The organism is Halomonas cupida, from assembly GCF_900142755.1.
Lineage (GTDB): Bacteria > Pseudomonadota > Gammaproteobacteria > Pseudomonadales > Halomonadaceae > Halomonas > Halomonas cupida.
Map to the genome: position 1 here is coordinate 339,255 of NZ_FRCA01000004.1, position 16,337 is coordinate 355,591.

The following is a 16,337-nucleotide window of genomic DNA, read 5'->3' on the forward strand; positions in this document are numbered from 1 at the left end:
AGAAAAAAGGGCCGGAGAGACTCAGCCCTCTCCGGCCCCTGGAGATTACAGCCTGGCGCTGAGCCAGTCCGATACGCTCTCCAGCGCTGCAGGCAATGCGGCCACATCGCTACCGCCTGCCTGCGCCATATCCGGGCGGCCACCGCCCTTGCCGCCCACCTGGCTGGCGACATGATTGACCAGTTCTCCCGCCTTGACTCTGGCGGTGAGGTCATCGGTCACCCCGGCGATCAGACTGACCTTGCCAGCCGCCTCATCGGCAACTCCCAGCACCACAATACCGGAACCAAGCTTGTTCTTGAGCTGGTCGAGTACGCCGCGCAGATCCTTGCCGGAAACACCCTCAAGCTGCGTGGACAGAACCTTGACTCCGTTGATGTCGAGCGCCTGACTGAGCATATCGCTGCCCGCAGCACTGGCCAGTTTCGCCTTGAGGCGTTCCAGCTCCTTCTCGAGAGTACGGTTGCGCTCGACCAGTGACTCGACCCGCTCCTCGACCTGCTCCGGACGTGCCTTGAGGCGCTCCGCGACACGCTGGAGGCTATCCTCCTGAGTGGCAAACCAGGCCAGCGCACCTTCGCCAGTAATGGCCTCGATACGCCGCACGCCAGAGGCAATGCCCGCTTCGGTGAGAATGTGGAAACAGCCAATGTCCCCACTGCGCTGAACGTGTGTGCCACCGCACAGCTCGACAGAGAAGTCGTCGGCGCCGATGGTCAGCACCCTCACCCGGTCCGCGTACTTGGCTTCGAACAGCGCGGCGGCACCACGAGCCTTGGCCTCGTCCAGGGTCATGGTCTCGACCCGAGTCGACGCATTGGCCAGCACCTGCTCATTGACCAGACGCTCGACTTCCTTGAGCTGCTCGGCGGTCATGGCTTCGAAGTGGCTGAAGTCGAAACGCAGACGTTCCGCTGTCACCAGCGAGCCCTTCTGCTGCACATGGTCGCCCAGCACCATGCGCAAAGCCTTGTGCAGCAGGTGCGTTGCGGAGTGATTGCGCACAGTCGCGGCACGCAGCGATGCATCGACCTGCGGTGTCACCCGAGCACCCACGCTCAGGTTACCCTCGAGCAATATGCCATGATGCAGGTGATGGCCCGCCTGCTTCTGGGTGTCCTTGACCAGGAAACGTCCCTCGGCCAGTTGCAGATAACCAGTGTCGCCGACCTGACCACCGGATTCCCCATAAAAGGGCGTGCGATCCAACACCACCACACCACTCTGCTCGGTGTCGAGTGACGCCAGGGCGTTGCCCTGACCATCGAACAATCCCACGACAGTGGACTCATCCTCGAGGCGATCATAGCCGGTGAAGTCGGTCTGACCATCGAGCTCGATGGTCGCGCCGTATTCGGCACCGAACTGGCTGGCCGCCCGCGCACGCTCCCGCTGCGCCTCGAGTTCACGCTCGAAGCCTGACTCATCCAGGCTGACGCCACGCTCACGACAGACATCTGCGGTCAGGTCGTAGGGGAAGCCATAGGTGTCGTAGAGCTTGAAGATGGTCTCGCCCGGCAACGTATCGCCGTCGAGGTCGGCCAGTGCCGACTCCAGCAACCCCATGCCATGATCCAGAGTACGGGCGAACTGCTCTTCTTCCTTGAGCAGCACGCGCTCGATCTGCCCACGTGCCTGACGCAGCTCCGGGTAGGCTTCCCCCATCTCAGCATCCAGCGCCATGACCAGACGATGGAAGAAGGCGCCACGAGCGCCCAGCTTATGGCCATGACGGATCGCACGGCGGATGATTCGCCGCAGTACATAACCACGTCCCTCATTCGACGGCAGCACGCCATCGGTCACCAGGAAGGCGCAGGAACGGATATGATCGGCAATCACCCGCAGGGACGGTGTCGTGGTGTCATTGTGCCCGGTCGCCTCGGCGGCGGCCTTGAGCAGGTTCTGGAACAGGTCGATCTCGTAGTTGGAATGCACGCCCTGCATCACGGCCGCGATACGCTCCAGGCCCATACCGGTATCGATGGAGGGTCTGGGCAGCGGGTTCAGGTTGCCCTGAGCATCGCGATCGAACTGCATGAAGACCAGGTTCCATATCTCGATGTAACGATCACCGTCCTCGTCCGGGCTGCCGGGAGGTCCACCAGCCACTTCGGCGCCGTGATCGAAGAATATCTCCGAACTGGGGCCACAGGGACCGGTGTCGCCCATCTGCCAGAAATTGTCTTCATCCAGCTTCGAGAACCGCTGGGGGTCAATGCCCATCTCGTCCTTCCAGATGCGCTCGGCCTCATCATCGCTGATATGCACGGTGACCCAGAGCTTTTCCTTGGGTAGCCCCAGTACCTCGGTGAGAAAGGTCCAGGCGAAACGAATCGCATCGCGCTTGAAATAGTCGCCGAAGCTGAAGTTGCCCAACATCTCGAAAAAGGTATGGTGGCGCGCGGTGTAGCCGACGTTGTCGAGATCGTTGTGCTTGCCACCGGCACGCACGCAGCGCTGAGACGAGGTAGCGCGAACATAATCACGCGGATCCCGACCGAGGAACACATCCTTGAACGGCACCATACCGGCATTGGTGAACAGCAGTGTCGGGTCGTTGCCCGGAACCAGTGAGCTGGAGGGCACACGAGTATGACCGTGTTCTTCGAAGTAACTCAGGAAGGCCTGTCTGATATCTGCGCTTTTCATGAAAATTCCGTGGCGATGAGCAAGGTAGCCGTCGGCTGGCAGCGCTGTCCGCAAGGCATGCCAGCAGCCTCGGAGCGCATCAATATTCATGGCCCGGGGCTGGTAAAGGGGAAACATTATAGCGTAGTTGTCAAGCGACTAAAGTGGGGGACGTTAACTCATTGCTGGCATGCCCCCGAAAACAGGTCGGATGGCGCAGTGGCGAACCACTTTCTTCAAGCCCCGCTCGCTTCCAGGCGCCGCCCCTTTCCGGCAGACACGACATATCAAGGTGCGAGGCTTGCCACCGACATCCACCTTTACGCTCATCAACTGCGGTGCATATCAACTGCAGCGGGCATCAACGAAAGTACGGTAGTCCTGCCCGACACATTCGGCATAACTCAACGCCAGTGTGGTGACCATCTGTACAGCGTGGTCCATCCGTCCCTCGACCTCGGCACAGACGGCACGGGCGAAACGTGATGGGTCATCCGGATGCAGGGCACGAGCGCCACGCAGATGTTCTCGAGCCAGGATCCGCCCCCACTGTTTGACCACCTTGCGGTATTCCTTGCCACCCTCGACCTTGTGGGTCGGGAAATCTTCCTTGTATGGGGAGCGCTCCCGCACCGAGAACACCTTGCCGGCGAGATGCAGCCAGCCCAGATAGATGTCCGGGTGTTCGGCGATGGCAATGAAAGCGGCGGCATGACGGGCACCCTCGTGGGGAAAGGTATTGCGCCACGCGCGCTGCTGCGCCCGGCTCATCATCGCGAATCCCGCCGGCGGCCGCTGTTCCTTGATGTCGAGAATGACATCATCGTGCTGATGCGCGTCACCTCCCTCGATCAACACATAGAAACGATCCAGCCCCAGCGAGCCAGTACCAGCGTCCAGTCGACGCGCGCTGTCCTTGACCCGGAAGTGCTCGCCCCCCTCTTCGGCCAGCTCGCCGCGCAGGGTGCTGCGGTATTCCTCATTGATGGCCTTGCGCAACTGGGAATCGAGATGCGCCGGCAGACCTACGAGCTTGCCGGGACGGTCGAAGTGTCGCCCCACATCAGAGAGGCTGGTCCACTTGTCGAGCATTCGCTTGCGACTGTGCTTGCGCTCGACCTTTTCCATGAAAGGCTTCAAGGGACCACGGGCTGTATCGACATTGACCCACTGCGGCGCCTCGCCACGCATATGCCCGGCCAGTTCATCGTGGTAACTCTCGACCAGCGCCTTGAGTGCCTTGCCGATCGACTTGCGCGACAGCTCGGCGTTCTCGCGAGCATCCAGCACCAGGCTGATGGCCAGACGCCATAGATCGTACTGATAGTCACCGATCAGAGCGTCATCGAAGTCATCCATGCCATAGCGCACGCGATCATCATGATGACCATAGGCACCGAAATTGAAGGCGTGGGCATCCCCCTGCAACCAGGTCTGGGTTTCGGGAAGACCGCCATACAGCGAGAACCGCCAGTCATGCCAGACATCCGCCCAGTAGAGATGATTGGTACCACGAAAGAAGGCATAGGGAGATACGGCTAACCTGGCGTACTTGGTCGTACGATCGTCATCCCGCAACTCGGCGTTGGCGTCATCGATGGCCTCCAGCAACTGCCGGGGCCGATTGTGCTGCGTAAGGGGTAACGACATTCCACTCCTCCAGAGCACTGGATGCCTGAATTCAACCCATAAAGGCACCATGTCCGTCATTCAGTTCCGATTTCGGCTAGTTCATTGCGCGAGTCAGGATACACTTCACAGTGACTGCCGGTGATGCCACCAGCATGCAGCAGCCGTCAGGTGTTGCCCAGCCCTGCCTCGAATACTGCACCGTACAACGCCAGCAGCACAGCAGCGACGGTCAGCGGATACGGAGTCAAGCATGCCCATGAATACCAGGGCCCTACCCCCAGAGCACGACACCCAGAGCATTGATGCCCGGGGTTCCGGAGCCTCACATCTCGACCCGGAACACTGTCGTGTGGCCCGCCTGGCACGCGACCCACGCTTCGACGGGAGGTTCTTTGTCGCTGTGGTATCCACAGGCATCTATTGCCGACCGATCTGTCCGGCACCGACTCCCCACGAGCGCAACGTGCGGTACTTCGCCAGTGCTCTGGAAGCCGCTACGGCTGGGTTTCGCCCCTGCCTCCGCTGTCGCCCGGACAGCGCCCCCGACTCACCGGCCTGGCGAGGCACCGACACCACACTGCGACGTGCCCTGCGCCTGATCGACGAAGGCGCATTGAGCACCGGCAACATGACCCAGTTGGCCGACCGTCTGGGGATTGGTGAACGCCATCTACGCGGGCTGTTCCAGCGCCGCTTTGGCGTTTCTCCCAAGGCCTACGCTCTACACCGCCAGTGTCTGTTCGCCAAGCAGCTACTGCACCAGACTCGGCTGCCGATCACCCAGATCGCCTTCGCCAGCGGCTTCGGCAGTGTGCGACGCTTCAACGACACCTTTCGTCAACGCATCGGCCTGGCCCCGCGGGATATTCGTCGCCAACAGGTGGAACCCAGAGCCCCTCACGCCATGTTGCAACTGAACCTGAGCTATCGTCCGCCCTATGCCTGGCAGGTCTATCGCGACTTCATGAGCAGGCGCTACCTCCAGGGACTGGAATGGGTGGAAGAAAACGCCTTTGGCCGACACTTCCGCTGGGGCGACGCCCGAGGGCACTTCACCGCCCATCATCAGCCTCAGCGCAACGCCTTTCGGGTCGAGCTGGCACTCGACGACCTTCGCCATCTGGCGCCAGTGGTCGCCAATATCCGCCGAGTACTGGATCTGGATGCCGACTGTGACGTCATCGAACAGCATCTCGCCGCCAGCCAGCCCGAACTACCACTGATGACTGGGCTTCGCCTGCCCGGCACCTGGTCACCGTTCGAGGCCATGATACGTGCCGTTCTCGGCCAGCAGGTCAGCCTCATCGCTGCACGGCGCCTGACTCAGACGCTCATCGATCACCTCGGTGAGCCAGCCGCCGATGGCGGGCGCTACTTCCCCGATGCTGCCGCCATTGCCGCCCATCCGCTGGAGTTCCTGCGCATGCCCGGTCGGCGACGCCAGACACTGATCGACGTAGCCCGCGCCACCCTCGAGGGCAATACCCACTTTCAGGGTGTCAGCGGCATCGGTCCCTGGACACGGGACTATGCGCGCCTGCGTGGTGACTCCGACCCCGATGTCTGGTTGAGTGGTGATGCTGGACTGCGCCGAGCCCTGGTAAAGTGGCCACAGGTCAATGCCGAACAGGCGGCCCCCTGGCGGAGCTATCTTCTGATGCAACTGTGGAGTCTCGATCATGAAGCACAATGACTGGCAGCAGTATGTGGGACTGGAGTGCTACCAACCTCCAGCCAGTGAGGCCCTCGGCAGTGTGGTAATTGCCGCCACGGCTCGTGGCATCGCTCGCCTCGATTTCATGGACAACGACCAGGTCAGTCAGTTGTCACAACGTCCCAGTGATCTCACCCGAACCTGTCGTACCCAACTGGAAGAATACTTCGCCGGGCAACGTCAGCAGTTCGACCTGCCACTGGATGCCGCAGGCACCGACTTCCAGCATCAGGTGTGGCAGTCACTGAGCCGCATTCCCTATGGCGAGACCCGCAGCTACGGCGAGCTGGCCGAGGGTCTCGGCCGCAAGGGTGCCCAACGCGCCATCGGTGCCGCCAATGGCCGCAACCCGATCGCCATCATCGTGCCCTGCCATCGCGTCATCGGCAGCGATGGCAGCCTGACCGGCTACGCCGGTGGCATCGGTCGCAAGCAATGGCTGCTGGCCTTCGAAGCCCAGGAGGTTCCGCTGGAACTGCAACCGGGTTGATCTCCGCCGCTCAACGACGGACCTTGCCTTTCCCAGCGCGGCGCTTTGCGGCACCATGCAGGCAGCAAGCTGACCGCAAGGATAAAGCATCGTGCAGGCACCCTCTGCCACAAGCCCTCCCACCACGAACTCCCTCACTCCGGGGTTCATGGTGGTGCATGGCAATCGTCTCGAGTCACTGCGTGAACTGGCGGTGGAGTGGCTACGTCGACATCCGCTGACTCCGCTGGAAAACGAGGTGCTGCTGGTCCAGAGCAACGGCATCAGCCAATGGCTCAAGCTGGCACTGGCGGCGGACCCGCAGGATGGCGGCTGCGGAATCGCCGCCGCGCTGGACGTCACGCTCCCGGCGCGTTTCCTCTGGCAAGCCTACCGCACGGTGCTGACCGAACTGGAAGGTCCCGGAGCGGTACCTCCGACCTCCCCCTTCGACAAGTCACGCCTCACCTGGCGATTGATGCGGGTGCTTCCCGCCCTGCTCGAGGATGATGCCTTTGCTCCCTTGCGGCGCTATCTCGAGGATGACGGGGACCAACGCAAGCGGCATCAACTGGCCGAGCGCCTGGCCGACCTCTTTGACCAGTATCAGGTCTATCGCGGCGACTGGCTGGAAGCCTGGTCCAACCAGGATGATATGCTGATCGACGCGCGTGGCCAGGTTAGTCCATTGGCCGAGGACCAGCGCTGGCAGGCCATCCTCTGGCGAGCCCTGCGTGATGACACTGGTGAGGCAGGTATTGCCTCGAGCCGCTCCGGCGTACACCAACGCTTCGTCGCTGCCTGCCAGTCACTGGACCAGACCATTCCACCAGCGGGGCTGCCACGACGCATTGTGGTATTCGGGATTTCCTCGCTGCCCAGTCAGACCCTGGAAGCACTCGCCGCTCTGTCCCGCGTCAGCCAGGTAGTACTGTTCGTTCACAACCCCTGCGAATTCTACTGGGCCGACATCATCGAGCACCGCGATCTATTGCGCGCGGCGCGACGCCGCCAGCAACAGCGTCCGGGGATGCCACTGAATCTCGACGACAGCCAGATGCACCTGCACGCCCACCCACTACTCGCCGCCTGGGGTAAGCAAGGGCGTGACTACCTGCGCCTGCTGGATGAATTCGATGAACACCACCGCTATGCCGAGCTGTTCGAACAGGAAGCGCTGCGCATTGACCTCTTCGAGCCACATACCGATGCTGATGGCCACCAGCGGCTACTGCATCAGTTGCAGGATGATATCCGAGCCCTGCGGCCACTGGCGGAAACCCGCGAACGCTGGCCGGCCGTTTCGGCCGATGACGACTCCCTGGCCTTCCATATTGCCCATGGTCCGCTGCGCGAAGTGGAAATTCTCCACGACCAGTTGCTGGCGGCGTTCAGCAACGACCCGAGCCTGAAGCCCCGCGATATTCTAGTGATGGTGCCGGATATCGACACCTACGCCGCCGCCGTCAGCGCGGTCTTCGGGCGCCTCGAGGCGGACGACCCCCGATTCATTCCCTTCACCGTCTCCGATCAACAGAGTCGACATCGTCAGCCACTGGCCATTGCCGTGGAAACTCTCATGCGCCTGCCCGAGCTACGGCTTTCGGTCAGCAACCTGATGGACCTTCTCGAGGTGCCCGGAGTACGTCAGCGCTTCGGTATCGACGAGCAGGATCTGGCGCTGATCGAACGCTGGGTGGCGGGGGCCGGTATTCGCTGGGGACTGGATGCGGGGCAGCGAGCCAGCCTCGATCTGCCCGGCGGGCTCGAGCAGAACACCTGGGCCTTCGGCCTCAAGCGCATGCTGCTGGGTTATGCCGTAGGCAGCGGTGGCTCGGGCTGGCACGATATCGCTCCTTATGAGGACATCGGTGGCCTCGATGCCGCTCTTGCCGGCCCACTTGTGCAACTGGCCGAGACCCTGGAGCACCACTGGCATGCCCTCAGTCATCCGGCCAGCGTCGATGACTGGTGTCAGCGCCTGCGGGCACTGCTCGACGATTGTCTGGTCGCTGTGGATGATGCTGACAGTGCCCTGCTCGGACGCCTCGACCAGTCTCTGGAGGAGTGGCAGGCATCCGCCGAGGAAGCGGGATTCGAGGAAGCCGTTCCACTGACCGTGGTGCGCGAGCAATGGCTGGCAGCGTTGGATCACAGTAGTCTGTCCCAGCGCTTTCTCGCCGGGGCCGTCAACTTTGCCACCTTGATGCCGATGCGCGCGATCCCCTTCCGCCACGTCTGGCTGCTGGGCATGAACGACGGCGACTACCCACGCACCCAGATCCCTCAGGATTTCGATCTGATGGGCCACGATTACCGCCCCGGTGACCGCTCACGCCGCGAGGACGACCGCTATCTGTTTCTCGAGGCACTGCTGTCGGCTCGCGAGCGGCTGGCCATCAGTTGGGTCGGGCGCAGTATTCACGACAACACCGAGCGTCCTCCTTCAGTACTGGTGGGACAACTGCGCGACCATCTGGCCCATGGCTGGCTTCCTGCCGGTTCCCCCAGCCACGACAACCAGAACAGTCTCGATAGCCAGAGCAGCTCCGACAACCCGGACCGTCACGATGATCAGGGGCAAGACAACCAGATTCATGACAACCAGGGCGGCGAACTCCTGCTGGCACAGTTGACCACCGAACACCCGCTGACGCCCTTCAGCCCACGCTACTTCAAGGGCATCCCACGCCTGTTCAGTTATGCCCACGAATGGCGTCAGGTTCATGACGCCTCTTCTCAAGAGCAGGCGTCAGCAACGGATGAGCTGTCACTCGGCGACTGGCAACCGGCCGCGCCCCTGCCATTGGCCACTCTGTCTCGGGTACTTGAGGACCCGGTGGCGGCCTTCTTCCAGCAACGTCTCGGCGTACAGCTCCAATTGCCCGAGAGTGGCCGTCTCGATCATGAACCCTTCGCTCTTGATGGCCTGGAACACTGGCAACTGCAGGATGCCCTGATCCATGCCCAGCGCCGCGCCATCGATGAGGGCAGTCCTCGCCAGCAGGCACTGGCCACGACGCTCGAACGCCTGACGGCAGAGGGGCGTCTGGCCATGGGCGGCTTCGCCGAGCGCATGCGGCAGGATCTGGTCGAGTCCATGGATGACCTGTTCACGCTCTATGAAGAAGCCCTGACCACCTGGCCCCATGCTCACCAGACGCCAACCCCCTTCAGCCTGTCGCTGCCCGGTCTGATCATCGAGGATGCCATCGATGAACTGCGCGAGAGTACCGAGGGTGACCGCTGCCGAGTGATACTGAGCACCTCAAGTCTGGTGCGCCAGGGTCGCTACAACTGGAGGCACTGGCTGCGCCCCTGGCTGACGCACCTGGTCATGCAACTGAACCTCGGCCCCACCACCACCCGACTGCTGTCCCGCACCGGCAACGGTAGTCTGTTGCCGATGCCCGCCAGCGAAGCCCGCGAACTGCTCGAGTCGATTGCCATCAGTTACCGCTGTGCCCTGCAGGAGCCTCTGCCACTGGCCCGTGACAGCGCTTTCGGCTGGCTGCGTCGGGGCGGCACACCTGCGGCCATGCAGCGCTGGCTCAGTGGCCAGTTCGAGGACAGCGACGAAAAGGCCATCAACGAGGCGACCCGAATCCTGGTCGGTAACGCCTTTCAACCCGGCGAGTACCAACGCAACCTCTACCTGCAGCGCCAGTGGCCTGACCCGCTGGAGCTACTGCGGACCCATGGTCTGCGTTTTGCCGAGTTGGCCGAGCAGTTCTATGGGCCGCTCAGTCGCCATCTGCAATCCGGGACACCCGACAAGTCATCCAGACGGGAGGCCTCCTTATGAGCACAGGAGCCGCTCCTTCACCAGTCTCCGCCCTGGATCCCTTGACGCTGCCGTTGAATGGGCACCGCCTGATCGAGGCCAGCGCCGGTACCGGCAAGACCTTCACCATCGCCCTGTTGTATGTGCGCCTGGTGCTGGGGCCACAGGAGACCGATGACCAGACAGCCTTTCCCCGTCCGTTGACGCCGCCGGAAATCCTTGTGGTGACCTTTACCAACGCCGCCACCATGGAGTTGCGTGATCGTATACGCGCCCGTCTGGTCGAGGCCGCCGAGCACTTCCTGCTCGGTGAGCCCGGCGATAGCGACGATCCGCTGGTTCGACTGCGTGATCAATGGCCTCGGGAACAGTGGGCGGCCTGTGGCCGGCGTCTGCAATTGGCGGCTGAATGGATGGATGAAGCCGCCATCTCGACCATTCACTCCTGGTGCCACCGTATGCTCGGCGAACACGCCTTCGACAGTGGCAGTCTGTTCTCACTGGCATTGGAAACCGACCAGAGCGAGCTGGAACTCGAGGTGGCCAGGGATTACTGGCGTACCTTCCTCTACCCGCTGGATACCGAGTCACTGACGCAGATAGCGCAGTACTGGCGGACACCTGAAGACCTCCATCAAGCATTGCGACGCTTTCTCTCCCATGCCGATGCGCTGGAGGACGCGCCACCTCCCGGTGAAACCCTCGACGAAGTCGAGGCACAACGTCGCCAGGCCCTCACCGAGATCAAGGCTCCCTGGGCCGCGTGGATCGAGGAATTCGGCGAGGCACTGGAAGCGGCGGCGGCCCGCAAGGCTTTCGCCGGTCAGAAGCTCAATGCCCGCAGTCGCAGCAACTGGCTCGGGGCACTGCATGACTGGGCCAGTGATCCACAGATGGAGCGTCCGGCACTCACCGACGCGGCCTGGCAACGCTTGACTCCTGCCGGTATGGCGGAAATATGGAAGACCGGCGAGGTACTCGACCATCCAGCCCTGCACGCTCTGGAGGCCCTGCCGAACCAGCTGGCAGCCCTGCCCACTGCCTGGCCCGGACTGGTCCGGCACGCGGTACGCTGGATGGCCCAGCGACGTCACCAGGCCCAGCTCAAGCGTGCCGAGATCGGTCCCGATGACCTGATCGAACACCTCGACGAGGCGCTGAAGGGTGACCAGGAAGGACGCCTCGCCACTCGTATCCGCCGCCAGTTCGCTGTGGCCATGGTCGACGAATTCCAGGACACCGACCCGACCCAATACCGCATCTTCCAGCAGGTCTATCGTCTCGGAGAGGAGGATGCTCCGGACCACAACGACAGCCAAGCGGATCCCTGTAGTCTGCTGCTGATCGGCGACCCCAAGCAGGCCATCTACGCCTTCCGTGGCGCGGATATTCATACTTATCTGCAGGCACGGCGTGATACCGCAGGCCGCCACGCGACGCTGACCACCAACTTTCGTTCCAGCCGCGATATGGTGGCGGCGGTCAATCGCTGCTTTCTCCAGGCCGAGGCCTGGCCTGCCGGCGCCTTCCTGTTCCGTGAGGGAGACGACAACCCTGTTCCCTTTGCCGAGGTAGGCGCCCGCGGGCGAGACGAAGAGCTCTGCCAACAGGGGAAGGCCTTGCCTGCCCTGACCATCTGGCATCATGACAGCGACACGGTACTCACCAGAGGGCAGTATCGCGACAGCCTGGCTCAGGCCTGCGCCAGTTACATGGTCAGCCTGCTTCAGGCCGCCAGCCGGGGCGAGGCCGGATTCCGCCGACAGGAACAGATGCAGCCATTGCGTCCGGCGGATCTGGCGGTGCTGGTCAACAACGCTACAGAGGCTCGCGCCATTCGTCAGGCACTGGCCCGGCGCGGTGTGCGCAGCGTCTACCTATCCGACAATGATGGAGTCTTCGCCAGTCCCGCCGCCATCGAGATCGAGCGCTGGCTGCGCGCCGTCAGTCACCCGGATGATGGCAACGCGCTGCGCTCAGCGCTGGCGTCGCCCAGCCTGGGGCTGAGTCTAAGCGACCTGGATCGCCTGGCAGGCGGTCCCGACCAGGATGAACTGGCCTGGGAGAGCCGGGTGCTGCAGTTCCGGGATTATCGGCTACGTTGGCGGCGCCAGGGTATCCTGCCGATGCTGCGCCGCTTGTTGAATGACTTCGAGGTGCCCGCGCGCCTGCTGGCCGACGACAATGATGGCGAACGACAACTGACCGACCTGCTGCACCTTGGAGAACTGCTGCAGAAGGCCAGCCAGGAGCTGGATGGCGAGCACGCACTGATACGTTATCTTGCCGAAGCCCGCCAGAATGAGTCGTCCGGTGATGACAGCCATCGTCTCCGGCTGGAGAGCGACGCCGACCTGGTACAGGTCGTCACCATCCACAAGTCCAAGGGTCTTGAATACCCATTGGTCTTCCTGCCTTTCATCGCCAACCACCGACGTACCCAGGCCAGCGATGTGCCACTGTGGTGGCACGACGGCAATCGCCGCCAACTGGCGCTGGACGTCGACGACCAGGTCATCGAGCGGGCAGACCGTGAGCGCCTGGCCGAGGACCTGCGCAAACTGTATGTCGCCATGACCCGTGCCCGTCACGCCACCTGGTTGGGGCTCGCTCCACTCAAGGAGCTCGAGCACAGTGCCATCGGCTACCTGCTGTCGGGGGGAGCGGAGTTGGCTCCCGATCAGCTTGCCAGCGCCCTGGCGCGACTCGTCTCTGATGATACTGACATCACCCCGGAGATCACCCCGGATATTGCCGTGCAACCTCTCCCGGCGGTCAGCGACACACGTCTCGATGCCGATCACTCCGGTCCCGAGCTGACCCCCGCTCGTGTGCCACTGCGCCCGGCACGCGAACACTGGTGGATCGCCAGTTACTCGGCGCTGCAACTGGGTCCTCTGCGCCAGCCCTCCCCGGCATCTCAGCAACAGCTGGCACTCGACGATGATGCTGGCCTGTTGCCTGACGCCCACGAAGGCAATAGTGACCTTCAGAGTCTGGATTCGCTACACCGGGAACCGGCAACCCCACTGGAAGCCAACACCCGGGAGTTGGCCAGCGAACCGGTGGACCTCACCACACAACCGGAGGCCCAACGGTCAGGGGCTTTGCATCGCTTCCCTCGCGGTCCCGCCGCCGGCACCTTCCTGCATGGGTTGCTGGAGTGGGCCGGTGAACAGGGGTTTGCCGAAACCATTGGCTCACCTGACCTGGCTGATATGCTTGCCCGACGCACCCGGCTGCGGGGCTGGGAAAGCTGGCAACCGTCTCTGACCCAGTGGTTCGATGACCTGCTGAGTGCCGAACTGCCTCTGCCTGGTGGCGAGAGTCTGCAACTCGATCAACTTGCTCCAGCTCAATACCGGGTGGAACTGGAATTCTGGCTGGCCAGCCATCAGGTTGATGCACGCCGCCTGGATGACCTGGTGTGCCAGCACCTGCTGCCCGGCCATCCGCGACCGCGGCTCGAGCCGGATACTCTCAATGGCATGCTCAAGGGCTTCATCGACCTGGTCGTCGAATGTCAGGGGCGCTTCTACGTCCTCGACTGGAAGTCCAATCATCTCGGCGACCATGACGAGGACTACAGCATCGAACGCATGCGCGAGGCGGTACTGGCCAAACGTTATGATGTGCAGTACGCCCTCTATCTGCTGGCAGTCCACCGCCTGCTCAAATCGCGGCTGAGCGCTTACCGCCCCTCACAACACCTGGGGGGTGCCGTCTATGTGTTCCTGCGCGGCACCACCGCGCCCAGCCGAGGCGTCCACGCCGAGAGTCCCACGGAAGCCTTCATCGAGGCCCTGGATCGCCTGTTCAGTGGTGCGCCGCGTCCTGAAACCCTCGCGGGAGAAACCCCATGAGCCCGACCAGGGAACCAGACCATCTCACCGGATCAGACACATCAACACCGATGGTTTTCAATGATCACGATGCACTGTTGACGCTCCTGGCTCGCTGGGTGGAGCGAGGTTGGCTGCGCGCCATCGACCATGCCTTCACCCAGTTTCTCGCCCGTGAATGTCCTGATGCCTCTCCGTTGCTGCTGATGGCGGCGGCACTAGCCAGTCATCAACTCGGTCGCGGCCACCTGTGCCTGGCGCTGGACGAGACCCTGACGGCTCCCGACCTGGCGCTGTCACTCCCCCCGGAAGGAGATGACCGTGAGGATCCTCCGCCGCTGCCCAGTACCGTGCTCGATGGTTTGACCAGCGAACGCTGGGCCGCCGCACTCCAGCACCCCGAGTTGGTGCAGCGCGGCCCAGGCGAGTCGCCATTGGTGGTGGTCGGTCAGGGGGCCGGGACCCGGGTCTATCTGCGCCGCTACTGGCAACATGAACAGAACATTCGCCAGCATATCGAAGCACGCCTGCAGGCGGCTCCGCTACCGGCAGCCCCTCTACGGTCGATCCTTGATGCGTTGTTTCCAGACACTCAGGCTTCTGCAACCCCGATGCCTGACTGGCAACGCCTCGCCTGTGCACTGGCCGCCAGGTCCGCCTTTGCGGTGATCACCGGTGGCCCCGGCACCGGCAAGACCACGACGGTGGTCAAGCTGCTGGCCCTGTTGCAGAGCCGCGCGCTGGGCGAAACCGGTCAGCCGTTGCGTATACGCCTGGCCGCGCCGACCGGCAAGGCCGCGGCCCGTCTCAATGCCTCCATCGCCGCACAACTGGAACGGCTTGAACTCGATGGTCTGGACAGTGATCCGGAAATCCTGCGCGAGGCCATTCCCGCCCAGGTCGTGACCCTGCATCGCCTGCTGGGTTCGCGCCCGGATACCCGTCGCCTGCGCCACAATGCCAGCAATCCATTGCCGGTCGATGTGCTGGTGGTCGATGAAGCCTCGATGGTCGATGTCGAGCTGATGGCGGCACTGCTCGACGCCTTGCCAGGGGACGCGCGTCTCGTATTGCTCGGTGACAAGGACCAGTTGGCCTCGGTGGAAGCTGGCGCCGTACTGGGCGATCTCTGTCAGCGTGCCGAAGGCGGCCACTATCTGGAAGCTACTCGGCAGTGGTTGGATGCGGCCTGCGGGCAGAGACTCCCCGACGACTATATCGACGCGACTGGTACGGCGTTGGACCAGGCCGTCACCATGTTGCGAGTCAGCCACCGCTTCGATGCAGACAGCGGCATTGGCCAGTTGGCTACCGCCATCAATTCGGGCCAGCCCGATGTCAGCCGCCTGGTCCTGCAACAGGGTCATGCCGACCTCTCCAGGCTTAGTCTCTTCAACCCTGGCCTCCCCAACTCCAGTCTGGATACCGAGGATGAGCGTCTCGATCGTCTGGCGGTGGAGGGCCTGTCGACCGCCTTCTCCAATGGCGCGGCCCGTGGCTACGCCCACTACCTATCGGTGATGAATGAGCAACGTCCCGATAACACCGCCACAAACGACCATTGGGACGCCTGGGCAAGAGCTGTACTGAGTGCCCACGGCAGCTTCCAGATACTCTGCGCCCTGCGTCGTGGACGCTGGGGCATAGAAGGCCTGAATACACGCATCACCCGGGCATTGGCACGCAGTGGCTGGCTACCGCAATGGCTGGCCGATGCCGACGGTGAACGCTGGTTTGCCGGCAGGCCGGTGCTGGTAACTCGTAATGACTACAGCCTTGGACTGATGAACGGCGATATCGGCATTACCCTGGCTCGCCCGCACCCCGAAAACCCGGCCCAGGTATCACTGCGCGTGGCTTTTGCTGCCAGTGACGGTAGTGAGCGCATTCGCTGGGTGCTGCCTGCCAGGTTGCGGGACGTCGAAACCGTCTTCGCCATGACCGTGCACAAGTCCCAGGGCTCCGAGTTCGAGCACACGGCACTGGTCCTGCCGAGCGCTCCCAACCCGATCCTCACCCGCGAACTGATCTATACCGGCATCACACGCGCCAGACGCTGGCTGACGCTAGTGGAAACCGGCCCCGCTCAGGTACTCGACCAGGCGGTCACACAGCGAGTCATGCGGGTGAGTGGGTTGGTGGTTGAGGAGGGTTGAGCCAGCCCCAGCTTCGAGCTTCGAGCTTCGAGCTTCGAGCTTCGAGCAGATCAGGATCCAGCTTCGGGCCGCAAGCAACGAGTGGCGAGCTGCCCAGTGCCAACCGGAT

At 62.9% G+C, this 16,337-nt stretch carries 7 protein-coding genes; 5 read left to right on the top strand and 2 right to left on the bottom strand.

Annotated features, from left to right (window positions below):
* Window positions 1–45 precede the first annotated feature (45 nt).
* Both alaS and BUE38_RS09995 read right to left on the bottom strand, forming a co-directional pair.
* Window positions 46–2,652, bottom strand: a complete 2,607-nt coding sequence (gene alaS / locus BUE38_RS09990) for an alanine--tRNA ligase (protein ID WP_073435030.1) — start codon at window positions 2,650–2,652, stop codon at window positions 46–48.
* 324 nt (window positions 2,653–2,976) lie between these two features.
* Window positions 2,977–4,281 (bottom strand): DUF2252 domain-containing protein, encoded by a 1,305-nt coding sequence (locus tag BUE38_RS09995; RefSeq protein WP_073435031.1) that lies wholly within the window; start codon window positions 4,279–4,281, stop codon window positions 2,977–2,979.
* A gap of 232 nt (window positions 4,282–4,513) precedes the next feature.
* Here BUE38_RS09995 and BUE38_RS10000 point away from each other — a divergent pair, with 232 nt between their 5' ends.
* The 5 genes from BUE38_RS10000 to recD all read left to right on the top strand — a co-directional run bounded on the left by BUE38_RS10000 (window position 4,514) and on the right by recD (window position 16,228).
* Entirely contained in the window at window positions 4,514–5,956 is a 1,443-nt protein-coding gene (locus tag BUE38_RS10000; RefSeq protein WP_234986867.1) for an AlkA N-terminal domain-containing protein, read from the top strand.
* Window positions 5,943–6,467 carry a methylated-DNA--[protein]-cysteine S-methyltransferase gene (locus BUE38_RS10005; RefSeq protein WP_084541854.1) on the top strand — a complete coding sequence of 175 codons (525 nt, stop codon included), beginning with the start codon at window positions 5,943–5,945 and terminating at the stop codon, window positions 6,465–6,467. Before BUE38_RS10000 ends, BUE38_RS10005 begins: the two co-directional genes overlap by 14 nt.
* 148 nt (window positions 6,468–6,615) lie before the next feature.
* Entirely contained in the window at window positions 6,616–10,251 is a 3,636-nt protein-coding gene (recC, locus tag BUE38_RS10010; protein ID WP_073435115.1) for an exodeoxyribonuclease V subunit gamma, read from the top strand.
* The gene (recB, locus tag BUE38_RS10015) at window positions 10,248–14,093 is read left to right on the top strand and encodes an exodeoxyribonuclease V subunit beta (protein WP_073435032.1); all 3,846 of its coding nucleotides are present in this window, start codon (window positions 10,248–10,250) and stop codon (window positions 14,091–14,093) included. Before recC ends, recB begins: the two co-directional genes overlap by 4 nt.
* On the top strand, window positions 14,090–16,228 hold the full coding sequence (recD, locus tag BUE38_RS10020) for an exodeoxyribonuclease V subunit alpha (protein WP_084541855.1): 2,139 nt from the start codon (window positions 14,090–14,092) through the stop codon (window positions 16,226–16,228). Before recB ends, recD begins: the two co-directional genes overlap by 4 nt.
* The last annotated feature ends 109 nt before the right edge of the window (window positions 16,229–16,337 follow it).